Origin of the sequence: Solibacillus sp. FSL W8-0372, assembly GCF_037969735.1 — a bacterium.
GTDB lineage: Bacteria > Bacillota > Bacilli > Bacillales_A > Planococcaceae > Solibacillus > Solibacillus faecavium.
The window spans coordinates 3,329,320-3,341,552 of sequence record NZ_CP150204.1; the positions used below are offsets into that span (position 1 = coordinate 3,329,320).

The window sequence follows — 12,233 nt, forward strand, 5'->3', positions numbered from 1 at the left end:
TTATGACAACAGAAGTAATCGAACAAGGCACAAAAACAATTAATGTATTTATTGCAGATCCACTTAGTGATGACGGTATTTTTCCATTACGCCAAGAAACAGAACTAGATTTGAATATTATTGTTGATACAGGTTTAGCACCTGAAGATTTAATGAAAAAAATAGTAGATGTAGACGTATTACTTGTTCGTTCTCAAACTACTGTTACACGCGAAGTAATTGAAAAAGCGAAAAACTTAAAGCTTATTGGTCGTGCTGGTGTAGGTGTTGACAACATTGATTTAAATGCAGCAACTGAACATGGAATTATCGTTGTAAATGCTCCAGATGGTAATACAAACTCTGCGGCTGAACATACAATCGCCATGATGACGTCACTTGCACGTTTTATTCCACAAGCGTTCAACACATTAAAAAATGGAAAATGGGATCGTAAATCTTATGTAGGTGTAGAGCTTAAGAATAAGACACTTGGTGTTATCGGTATGGGACGTATTGGGGCAGAAGTAGCCTACCGCGCTAAAGGCCAACGTATGAATGTTATCGCATATGATCCATTCTTAACGGAAGACCGTGCTAAAGAATTAGGTATTACAAAGGGTACTGTGGATGAAGTATGTGCTGCAGCTGACTTTGTAACAGTTCATACGCCGTTATTACCAGAAACACGTAATATCATTAACAAGGAACGTTTTGCAATCATGAAAGACGGTGTTCGCATTATCAACTGTGCGCGCGGCGGCATTATTAATGAGGATGATTTATACGATGCTATTGTCGAAGGTAAAGTAGCTGGTGCTGCACTAGACGTATTTGTTCAGGAACCGGCAACAGATCATAAGCTATTAACATTGCCACAAGTTATTGCTACACCTCACCTAGGCGCATCTACAGTAGAAGCGCAAGAGTCAGTTGCAGTTGATGTTTCTAACGACATTATTAAGTTCTTTAAAACAGGTACAGTAACAAACCCTGTAAATATGCCGTCTATTCCAAAAGAAAAGCTTGCAGAAGTTGAGCCATTCTTCGCATTAGCAGAAAAGCTTGGAAAGTTTTTAATTCAAGTTACTGAAGAAAGCATTCAACAATTAAATATTTCATACGCTGGTGAAGTCGCAAACTTTGATGTTCGCCCATTAACGGCAAATGCCATTAAAGGACTACTTTCTACAAACCACGGCTCTCACGTAAATGATGTTAATGCACGTTATTTAGCAGAACGTATCGGCATTCAAATAAATGAACATAAAACAACAACAGCAAAAGGTTTTACAAACTTAATTACAGTTGAAATCGTTACAGAAACTGAAACACATACAGTAGCAGGGACTTTATTAAATGGTCTAGGTGCCCGCATCGTAAAAGTCGAAGGATTTGTAGTAGACGTTATCCCTAACGGAAATCTTCTTTATATTAAAAACCAAGATAAACCAGGTTCTATCGGACGTGTCGCTACTAAATTAGCTGAAAAGAATATCAACATTGCCACAATGCAAGTAGGACGCGATCAAATTGGCGGATCTGCTGTTATGATGCTAGTTGTTGATAACGAAGTGACTACAGAAGATTTACTGTTCGTAGCACAGCTCGAAAACATTGATGAAGTAAAAGCTATTTCACTTTAAACTTAACTACGGGGCTTTGTTAAAGTAAACATTACCTTTAACAAAGCCTTTCTTCGTAATAACTAGCTTTCGGGTACAGCCCCTTTTTTGTTTTCATAATTTCATTTACAGTACATATGTTTAAATGTAATGGTATCTCTTTGTTTTAAGTCAGTATAAATAATTTATAGGTTTTAGAGAAAGTGAATTAATCTACACTATTCCTCCTTTCTACTTTCACTTTACTCGCGTATTTTTATATTACTAAAGGGGAATTAAGTTGAAAAAAGTATTCCATTTTTATTTTATGATTTTTTGTTTAATTGGCTTTTTTACAGTAAATGTCGAAAATGCTTCCGCTGCTCCTTCAGCCATAATTAAACTAACAACGATAGAAACCGAAGTATTAAAAGAAAATCTGCAGGAAAAGATTATTTCTCTATCAAAGGCGACCCCTATTATCGTATTAGCTGAAACTGAAGGTTGGACGAAAATTCAGTATAAAACGGTAATTGGCTTTATAAAGAGTGAGTATTTAAAATCGGTTTCTCCCCAGTACATGCTCGTTAAATCCCAAAAAGAACCGCTTGTCCGCGTGACGAATAAACAACACAGCGGGTCTATCGGAAAACTTTATTTAAATAGTATTGTTGAACTGTACGGATCTAACTCTACCGACTTTGTATTCATAAAATACGGTGGCCTGGCAGGGTATGTAAATAAGCATGCTCTCATAAAGCCTACTGGAAAAAAGATGAAGGTAAAACCTACAAAAGATTTAGTAGTCCGGTCTATTGCTAGCTCATCGAGTGATGAAATAGGGACTTTACGTAAAAACAGTAATGTCACAATGTTTACAAACTTAAGGGGCTGGGCGTTTGTCACATCTGAGAGTCTATCTGGCTATGTGCCTATGAATGGTTTAACGACTCCTGCACAAAAAACTGTACCTCTGAAGCCATCCAAACCTAAAGCGGTGCCACCTGTGAACGGAAAAAAAATTGCCTTAACATTTGATGATGGTCCCCACCCGAAAGTGACGAGGCAAATATTAAAAACACTTGAAAAGTATAATGCAAAAGCTACATTTTTTGTTATTGGCCAAGAAGTGGTGAAGTACCCTGAAGTTTTAAAGGAAGTATATGAAGCAGGCCATGAAATTGGCAATCATACATACAATCATGAAAAGCTGACAACATTGTCTCAAAAAGAAGTGAATCATCAAATTCAATCAACGGATGAGTTAATTAAATCTGTTATAGGTAAAAAAGCAACGGCTTTCCGTCCGCCTTATGGGAGCTATGATGAAACCATTATAAAGCAGTTAAAAGTACCAAACGTAATGTGGACAATTGATACACTGGATTGGAAACACCGCGATCCGGAAAAAACGGCGCTTGCTATAGAGGAACAAGTAAACAACGGTAGCATCATATTAATGCATGATATTCACCAAGCAACTGCAGATGCATTAGAAACAATACTTATTGATTTACAAATACGAGGTTATACATTTGTGACAGTTTCAGAATTACTAAAAAAGCAATGATTCGAGTTGTTTAAAAGAACTAAAGAAAAAGCATCGCAAACAATTGAAAAATTTGCGATGCTCTTTATTGTGATTCCTATACTGTATATTTTAATAGAATGATTTTAAATGTAAGAACGTCAATTGCTGAATCATCGGATCTAACTGTATTTCCTGAAATGCTTGAGTAGTGAAGCCATTGTTTTGTGTTACAGCCAATGCTGCAATTACAACTAAAAACAAAACACCAACTGCAATAAAGGCCGTTAAAATCCGGTGCGCCTTTTGCATCTCACTATTGGAGTGCTGTCTCTTTTTATTACGTATGAGTTGGAAAAAGCGGTCTTCATTTTTAGGTAAAGTAAGTACATGTTCGCAAGTTAAACAAAGGTTTGCCGTATGATGAGCTAATGTCACGCTATTCACTTGGATAGATTCATTTGTACGGTTACAGTTTTCACAGCGGTATGTATTAGCATTTCCCATAGGAAGAACCTCTTTCATTAGTTTCTTATTAATTATGATAACATAAATATTCAGAAAATTCATTCTTATGAACAAAATAAAAACGCACCGAATGAACAGTGCGTTTTAATTTTATATCGATTTTAATAGCTGTAAAAACTCCGTTAATGATGTCACTTCAAAAGTTGGCACTACATCGGGGTTTTTAGGTTTGTTTTCACGGTTAATCCAAACGTTCCGCATGCCGACACGAGATGAACCTAAAATGTCCGTCATTAAGTTATCCCCCACCATAATGGCTTCATCTTTTGTTAAACCTGCTTTATCCATAACAAATTCGAAAATAGAAGCATCTGGCTTACCTTTACCAAAGTCTCCTGAAATAACGATATGGTCAAAATAAGGGACAATTTCAGGTGTAATCTCCAGCTTTAAATTTTGTAGGCTTGGTGCTCCATTTGTAAGTAAAATTAACTCGTATTTCCCTTTTAATTGATCTAACACCTCAAAAGTATCTTCATAGAAAAACGGGGCTTTTTTACGTTCCTCAACAAAACGCTCTCCAAGTTCCGCGCCTAGTTCAGCATCTTCAATCCCAATTGCTGCTAAGCCGTTTGTCCAAGCTTGGGCACGATATACAGGCACAATTTCCTTCATCTGTTGAAATTGTGGTGTAGGATCATCAAATGTCCCCCAAAGCCCCTCAAAAGGGTTTATTCCGATTAAGACTGTGTAGTCGTATGTAGAATAGCTTTCATACAATCCACGTGCCGCCACTTTGACCGCCTCTTCCAATTCTCGGGAGTCTACATTTTTTATAGTTGCTGCATAGTCACACGTTTTTTCAAATGCCGTTTTTACTGATTTTTGATCAAATAATAAAGTATCATCTAAATCGAATATAATTGTTTTAATTGCCATTGTTATGCTCCTAAAATTAATATATGTACTCATATATTCTACCATATAGAAGCGTCTAGTTTCTGTTACTTTTTGATTTTTCTAACTTTTCAAATCAACCGTTAACGTACTGCGCCAAAACTTATTTGTTCTTATTTCTTAATTGCTCTAATAGATTGTTGACACGCTGTTTTTGATTAGCTGTTTCTTCCGGTAATAATCTAATCGTATACGCAAAGCCATCATCTTGAATTTCTACAATGTCGCCTTCTTTCACTTCTACTGAAATTTCATCACGTTGGATTAAAAGTTGGTCCGTTTCTTGAGTACGTTTTAAAAAAATTGCATAATCTCCTTCAAATCGATCCAGCGTATACTTATTGTCATTCACTTACAATCTCCCCCTTCGCTTTTATTCATTTGGTATTACTTTCATTGCAGTCAGCATTATACCTTTACTGTTTAAAATGCAAAAGTCTCTTCACATATTTTTACTTACAAGCTAACTTGGACACTGCCGTGTATCTATTTCATATGATACCCAATCTGGTGTGATGACAATCGTTTCCTGTTTCTCCACTAGGTAAAAACAACAAATAGCACATACCTCAGAAAGTGGCTGTGCTATTTGTATAGGACCTAACTAATCAAGAATATAGCTCCTCTAAAATAGCTATTTTCTTTGCAATTGATTCTTCAAATGTCAGAATGTATGCGGCAGGATCTTTCGGATTATGGAATTGTGTAATCTTTCCTGTTTCGGGATGCACAAACTTTGAGGATGCCCCACAGCCAATACCTAAAATTGTTTGTACTTCTTCCATAATGACAATATTGTAGATCGACTCTTCTTTCGGTTTACAATAGCCGACATTTTCTAAGTTACCTAGAATATTTTTCTGGCGGTATAAATAATACGGTACATAGCCATTTGCAGCTGTCCATTCTGTTGCCATCTGCATCATTTCCCCAACTGTCTCACGGTCGGCAACTTTATACTTATCCTTATTTCGAGTCATTTCGGAAGCACGTTTAAAGCTCAATGTATGAACAGTTAAGCTTTCCGGTTGCATTTTAGCCGATTCTTCCAAAGAATGTTTAAATTCTTTAATGCCTTCATTTGGCAAACCGATAATCAAATCCATATTAATATTGTTCATACCGGAATTGCGTGATAGCCAAAACTTTTCTACAGTTTCTTCAACAGTATGATGGCGGCCAATTGCTTTTAATGTTTCTTGCGTATAACTTTGCGGGTTAACGGAAATACGGTCAATCCCCCATTTTTTCAGCACTTCGATTTTTTCCGGTGTAATTGTATCCGGGCGTCCTGCTTCTACCGTAATTTCACGAATGGACTCGGGATTCGGGAATGCATCAAACATTGTTTTATATAATGCATCCATTTCATGCGCCTCAATAGAAGTCGGTGTGCCCCCACCCCAGTAAATCGAAGTAATGCGCATATTTTTTTCTGTCAGCCATTTACCCATTTCACGTAGTTCAATGTGAAGGCCATCGATAAATTTTTCTACCCGTCCTGCCTTACGATTTGATTGGATCGCATAGGCCGGGAATGTACAATAAGCACACATTGTCGGACAAAACGGTACCCCAATATAAATTGAAATTTCCTTTCCAAGCTCATCCAAATCAGGAATAATCGTAAGTTGTCGCTCAACAATCGCTTTCATCAATGCGATCTTTTGATCTGAAATTCGGTAATCCTCTTTTAGTACCGCGGCAATCTGTTCATCATTCATACCGGCTTTACGATATTTATGATAAAGCTTTGTTGGACGTACTCCTGTCAGTATCCCCCATTGCTGTACCATACCTGAATATTGTTCAAGTACATCAAGCATGACATGGGACAATGCACGTTTCATCCGGATGTTTTGCTCTTTCTCAGTTCCTTCTGTCGTATACTGAATGGAATAATCACTCGTATATTCTTGACCATCCACTAGAAGTTTGGCATAAGTAGAAATCGTAAAATTTTCATCGATTGCTTTGTTAAATTCAATCGACATATCCGAACCGTCCTGCTCAATTTGAATAACGGAGTCTTCGTAAAATAAATTTGCTATATGATTAAGAACACGAGTCCAATCTTCTTTAAACTGTTCATTTATATGAATTGTTTTCATAATATTTCTCTACTTTCTTAATTTTAAATAATAAAAATCTATCTCATTGTAACAAAAAAACCTCTATAAGAGAAAAATGAATTATTACATATATTATTTGACACTTCTTATTAAACAAACTTTCACTTTTTAATTGCAAAATAAAAAAGGAGCGCAGTATAACTGTGCTCCTCTTCCTTTTTATAGTCCATCGTATAAAGATTGGATTGGCTGTGTAATAATGCGATTAATTTCTTGAATCACAGCACTTAATGCCATTTCAGCTTCAAGCATTTCTAAAATTTTCACATTTTGTTGAGCAAGTTGCGCTGTTTTCTGTAAAAATACATATTCTTCTTCAGTAATCTCTTCACCAGCATTTTGTTTATCTTGCATCTTCAATTGAACATCACGGAAGTTTGTAAACAAAACTTTAGCCTCTTCATCTTCACGTACTGTTTCTACTGCCTTTTGTAAATTTTGAAACTCATCAGTCTTGCGGAATGTTGCTTCCAATTTATTAATATCTTCATAAATATTGATCATGTAATAGTCCTACTTTCTAATTTTAGTTCGTCATAAAGACGATTAACGCTTGTATGATCCCGACAAGACCACCTATAATACCGCCTAGCCATGTAATTAACTTTAACTCTTTACTAATAATACCTAGTACGAGCTCTTCTAATTTGGCAATCGGGAAGGAATCTACTTGCTCACGGACAACTCCAGCTAAATTCAGACGTTTTAATACGTCTTCAAGTTTTCCTTCAGCAGCTAAAAATGCTTTATCCATTATTTTCGGAAGTAAATCATTAGTAGCCCACTCTTTCCCTTTTGGCCAATAGTCATTAATTGTTTTATCCAGGCGTGTTTCCAATGCGAGTGCATTTTTTGCATAGCTTTGGACATTAGCTTCAATCGTATCAAAATTCACATCATTCATAAAGTCCATTGCAGGACGATTTTTAATTTTTTCCCATTCTGCTATGAAAATACGGTGTAAAAGTGAAGCGGTTCCTGGCGCCTGGAGAAACTTTATGAGTTCCCTTTGGACTTTATCAACAAGTGATGAAGAATCCCCTAAAAACATCTGAATCATCCCACCAAAAGAGCCTTTTGTCGATAAGAAGTCATCCAGCATATTTTTAATTGTCATCGTACCTTCTGGTGACGAAAAATAATCTTCGCCCTTTTTCAAAATTTGTATGACCGCTTCATCAATTTTCCGGTCCAATACCGGCTCCAAATCATCAGGTAATAACTCTCTAATTGATTTCGTAGATAATGTATTTTTTACGGAAATAAATTGAGTATGGATAATGTCATTGACTTTTCCCTCAACAGATTGTGGTAATTGTGTAAAACCAGCTAAATGAATCCAATCATTAATTGTTTTCTCATTTGTAAATACTTCTTGCGCTACTTTATTTTGTGCGTAGGTTAAAACATTTGTGCGTATTTCCTCAGATAAAAATTTCTTTTTAATCGTTTCAGGTGTCAGTAAGTACTCTGAAACTGTTTTTCCGAGCTGAATCGCCAAATCTTCTCGACGCTTTGGAATCAAGCCAGGCGTCAATGGCAACTTCCACTTTTTAAAGTATATTGGCTTATACGGTCTAAATAACATCTTAATCGCCATATAGTTTGTCGCTGCACCAACAGCAGCACCTACAACACCAAGCAGGAATAATAACGAAATAAATTCTCCCATTTTGCTCACTCTTTCTTCAACATGTGTATGTTCTATTATTAATTTTTTAAAAGATAAATTGCAACAATGTACTACTTTCTGTACGATTAAATAGGGAGGGAAGTTTCATGATTCAACATTTTAGCTTTAAGCCCCTATTTGAAAATAGTCAAATACCGGGTTGGTCAATTAGTTTCTTCTTTGAGCAGAATCGTTATGCAGCAGAGTATTATAAAGATGGTAGTATTCAATTTATTGGTGAAGGTCCTTCAGAAGACCAAAGAGAAAATATTGAAAAAGTGATTCATGAATTAATGCTTTTTCACGTATATGAATAAAAAATTAAAGTGGGAGCATCCGATTATTTATTCGGATGCTCCCACTTTTATGCGCGTTTCGAGCTAATCATAATTTAGTAGCTGGCTACGGGTATATGTATTTGCTGGCTATTTTTTATATTTCCCGTCTACTAAATTATCACTATCTACTTCTTCACATTAGCATATATTTTCTAAAATTTCAATTTTCTATTAATTCAATTGTATATTATTTAAATTTTAAATAACCCTACAATTTCTCCAGTAATTAAAAACAAATTATTTCCTCAAATTTCAAATTGAAAAATTGTTTTTTTTACGTAAATATTTTATGATTATATTATTAAAATTTTTTTAGGAGGTGTACTCTTTATTTGCCACGCTCATTTGCGCCGCAAATAGGGAATATAGTTGGACGTAGACATAGGAATCGAACTAACCATTAGGTTGATAGCATTTGCTATCTTAATTGCCGCTACGGCATTTTTCGTTGCAACTGAGTTTGCAATAGTTAAAGTAAGGACAACAAGAATTGACCAGCTCGTTGCAGAGGGTAACAAACCTGCAATTAGAGCAAAAAAGGTAATTTCAAACTTAGATGAGTATTTATCTGCTTGTCAGCTAGGAATTACGATTACTGCATTAGGACTAGGATGGTTAGGAGAACCGACTTTTGAAATTCTTCTTCATCCACTATTCGAGTTCTTCGGCTTAAGCGGTAGTATCACATCTGTTCTTTCATTTATTGTTGCCTTCTCACTCGTAACGTTTTTACACGTTGTCGTAGGGGAATTAGCACCAAAAACTCTCGCTATTCAAAAAGCAGAAGCTGTAACATTAAAGCTATCAGGATTAATAATACTATTCCATAATATCATGTATCCATTTATCCGTACATTGAACGGGTCGGCACGTGCATTAACAGGGCTTTTCGGCTTAAAAATGATTTCTGAATCTGAAGAAGCGCACTCTGAAGAAGAGCTTCGCATGATTTTATCAGACAGCTTTAAGGGTGGGGAAATTAACCACTCCGAATATGAATACGTTAACAGTATTTTTGAGTTTTCTGATCGCATTGCGAAGGAGATAATGGTACCTCGAACTGAAATAATCAGTATTGAAAAAGGTCAAACAATTCGCGAAGTATTTGAAGTAATGGGGATTGAGCAATATACACGCTACCCAATTACAGACGGTGACAAAGACCATGTCATTGGCCTTGTCAATATGAAGCATTTATTGACAGCTTACATTAAAGACCCTGCAAATGGCGATAAGCTTGTTGAGGAATATATGCAGCCGGTTATTCGTGTAATTGAAACGATTCCAATTAGTGATTTATTATTAAAAATTCAAAATGAACGTATTCACCTAGCTATTTTAATGGACGAATACGGTGGTACTTCCGGTTTAGTAACGATTGAAGATATTATTGAAGAAATTATCGGTGATATTCAAGATGAGTTTGATGAAGATGAAATTCCTGAAATTCAGGAGATCGCAAAAGATCACTACATTTTTGATGCTAAAATGTTATTGCAAGATATGAATGATATTTTAGGGACAACAATTGAAGATGAAGATATCGATACAATCGGCGGCTGGTTTATGACACAGCGTTTTGATATGCAAGTAGGCGATACCATTGAAGAACAAGGTTATCAATTCAAAGTTACCGAATTGGATGGACATCATATTTTATACTTAGAAGTAACTAAACTTCCTGAAATTGAAGCAATAGACGAAGAAGTATAATTCAAAAAGAACGCACCTTTTAGTATTAAAAGGTGCGTTCTTTTTAATTTGTGAACTTATCCATCGTTCGTTTCGGTTAAATTATGCTTCACAGCGTAAAGAGCTGCCTGGGTACGATCCTGAACTTGAAGCTTCGTAAAAATGTTGGAAATATGTGTTTTCACAGTTTTTTCTGTTACATAAAGTGATGAAGCAATCTCTCTATTGCTTTTCCCCTTTGTCAATTCAGCCAGTACATCCTTTTCCCTTGGTGTAAGCGGATTTAAAATATGAGGCTTATTTTCGTCTTCTCGAAGCCCTTCTTCTAATTGTGATGTAGCTTCCGGATGAATTGTATTTTCGCCGCGCATAATTTGCCGAATCGACTCTACTAAATCATCTGGCTCAATATCCTTTAATTGATAGCCTGATGCACCAGCTTCCATCGCCGGCAGCACATGGTCCTTATCCGAAAAACTTGTGAGCATAAGTACTTTCGTATCCGGCCACTTACTTTTTATTTTTTTTGTCGCCTGAATACCATCCATTTCTGGCATGACCAAATCCATAAGTACGATATGCGGCGCAAATTTCTCTACTAGCTCAATTGCTTCTAGACCGTTTTTAGCTTCCCCTACAACTTCGATATCTTTTTGTGTTTTTAAAAAGAATAATAGCCCTCTACGTACAACATGATGATCATCTGCAATTAATACGCGTATCATCGAACTCCCCCTAGTATGGTAAACGAATTAATAACTCTGTCCCTTTTCCGATCTCACTTACCCAATCAGCAGTCCCACCTACTGCATGGACCCGGTCAACGATTGACTGCAATCCAATTGAAGGTATATGGCGATGAGCCTCAATATTAAAGCCCTGCCCTTCATCTTTAACAACGAGTAATACATCCGTAGCTGTTACGCTAATATAAATTTCTGCTTGTGTAACGCCAGCATGTTTACGCACGTTATTTAATGCCTCCTGCGCAATTCTAAATAGCGTTTCTTCTATTCTTGAAGGAAATTGGATAACACCCGAAACATTGACCGCCAATTTCAAATTCAGCATTTCAGCATATACTTTTATCGCTTCAATGAGTCCACTTTCCAATCCTTTTGGACGCAATTGCCATATAAGTGCACGCATTTCTGTCAGGGCTTCTTGTGTAAGCTGTTGGATGTCTTTAAACGTTTCCTTAATATCCGGCTGCTCGCTCATTTCAATCCCTGCTCTTGCAGTTAAAGTTACCGAAAAGAGCAACTGATTAACAGAATCATGTAAATCCCGAGCCAAGCGATTTCGCTCCTGCACAAGGGCAATTTCCTGCTGTTCATTTGTTAAATATATGCGCTTTATCGCAGAGCCCATTTGAAATGCGACTGATTCCAGTAAGTCCAGATCCTCATCGCTAAAGCGTACTGTATTTCTCGATGCAACATTTAGTAATCCAAAACGTTCCTGACCGGATTGCAATGGTACTGTCGCATGATGTGTAATGTCGCTATGCTCGCCAACATTCGCTTCTATCGCGCTTTCAATTCGTTGGCACTCAATAATATTCGAAGCTTTTTCCAGTTCCTCATTGCGGAAGCGTGACACACACCAGCATCCACCGCGCTTTAAATGCTGACAATCATTGTAGCTAAGTGCATCCGGTAAGTTTTGCTTCACTACAAGCTCCGATTTTCCTCTTTCATCAATAAAGAAAATCCAACCTGTCTCAAATTTTGTTCCACTTAAAAATTTTGAAAGTGCCCCATTTAACATTGGAATCATTTCGGTCTCTTCATTTAATAGCTCTGCAATCTCTTTCAATATTGCAATATTCGAATGGTCTTTTGTCATTCTGACTCTTCCTTT

12 protein-coding genes are annotated in these 12,233 nt (G+C 36.5%); 4 read left to right on the forward strand and 8 right to left on the reverse strand.

Annotation, left to right across the window (positions count from 1 at the left end; translation table 11 throughout):
- Positions 1-2 precede the first annotated feature (2 nt).
- Both serA and MKY13_RS17055 read left to right on the forward strand, forming a co-directional pair.
- Positions 3-1,625 carry a phosphoglycerate dehydrogenase gene (serA, locus tag MKY13_RS17050; protein ID WP_191699476.1) on the forward strand — a complete coding sequence of 541 codons (1,623 nt, stop codon included), beginning with the start codon at positions 3-5 and terminating at the stop codon, positions 1,623-1,625.
- Between the two features lie 259 nt (positions 1,626-1,884).
- A complete protein-coding gene (locus tag MKY13_RS17055; RefSeq protein WP_191699475.1) occupies positions 1,885-3,153 on the forward strand; it encodes a polysaccharide deacetylase family protein in 1,269 nt (422 codons plus the stop codon).
- A 90-nt stretch (positions 3,154-3,243) separates the two neighbouring features.
- On the opposite strand, the gene MKY13_RS17060 is transcribed toward MKY13_RS17055, so the two are convergent.
- The 6 genes from MKY13_RS17060 to MKY13_RS17085 all read right to left on the reverse strand — a co-directional run bounded on the left by MKY13_RS17060 (position 3,244) and on the right by MKY13_RS17085 (position 8,340).
- Complete coding sequence (locus MKY13_RS17060; protein WP_191699474.1) at positions 3,244-3,618, reverse strand: DNA polymerase III subunit delta; 375 nt, start codon at positions 3,616-3,618, stop codon at positions 3,244-3,246.
- Positions 3,619-3,729: 111 nt separating this feature from the next.
- Positions 3,730-4,518, reverse strand: a complete 789-nt coding sequence (locus MKY13_RS17065) for an HAD family hydrolase (RefSeq protein WP_191699473.1) — start codon at positions 4,516-4,518, stop codon at positions 3,730-3,732.
- A gap of 121 nt (positions 4,519-4,639) precedes the next feature.
- Complete coding sequence (locus MKY13_RS17070) at positions 4,640-4,888, reverse strand: DUF3006 domain-containing protein (RefSeq protein WP_191699472.1); 249 nt, start codon at positions 4,886-4,888, stop codon at positions 4,640-4,642.
- 256 nt (positions 4,889-5,144) lie between these two features.
- On the reverse strand, positions 5,145-6,647 hold the full coding sequence (locus tag MKY13_RS17075) for a coproporphyrinogen III oxidase (RefSeq protein WP_191699471.1): 1,503 nt from the start codon (positions 6,645-6,647) through the stop codon (positions 5,145-5,147).
- A gap of 180 nt (positions 6,648-6,827) precedes the next feature.
- A complete protein-coding gene (locus tag MKY13_RS17080; RefSeq protein WP_191699470.1) occupies positions 6,828-7,172 on the reverse strand; it encodes a YlbF family regulator in 345 nt (114 codons plus the stop codon).
- 22 nt (positions 7,173-7,194) lie between these two features.
- The gene (locus MKY13_RS17085) at positions 7,195-8,340 is read right to left on the reverse strand and encodes a DUF445 family protein (RefSeq protein ID WP_191699469.1); all 1,146 of its coding nucleotides are present in this window, start codon (positions 8,338-8,340) and stop codon (positions 7,195-7,197) included.
- A 107-nt stretch (positions 8,341-8,447) separates the two neighbouring features.
- On the opposite strand from MKY13_RS17085, the gene MKY13_RS17090 reads away from it, so the two are divergent.
- On the forward strand, positions 8,448-8,657 hold the full coding sequence (locus MKY13_RS17090; protein WP_191699468.1) for a YheE family protein: 210 nt from the start codon (positions 8,448-8,450) through the stop codon (positions 8,655-8,657).
- Positions 8,658-9,083: 426 nt separating this feature from the next.
- Positions 9,084-10,391, forward strand: a complete 1,308-nt coding sequence (locus MKY13_RS17095; RefSeq protein WP_191699874.1) for a hemolysin family protein — start codon at positions 9,084-9,086, stop codon at positions 10,389-10,391.
- Between the two features lie 56 nt (positions 10,392-10,447).
- Here MKY13_RS17095 and MKY13_RS17100 read toward each other — a convergent pair whose 3' ends face one another.
- Positions 10,448-11,095, reverse strand: a complete 648-nt coding sequence (locus MKY13_RS17100; protein ID WP_191699467.1) for a response regulator transcription factor — start codon at positions 11,093-11,095, stop codon at positions 10,448-10,450.
- Between the two features lie 10 nt (positions 11,096-11,105).
- Positions 11,106-12,218 carry a GAF domain-containing sensor histidine kinase gene (locus tag MKY13_RS17105; RefSeq protein ID WP_191699466.1) on the reverse strand — a complete coding sequence of 371 codons (1,113 nt, stop codon included), beginning with the start codon at positions 12,216-12,218 and terminating at the stop codon, positions 11,106-11,108.
- Between the last annotated feature and the right edge of the window lie 15 nt (positions 12,219-12,233).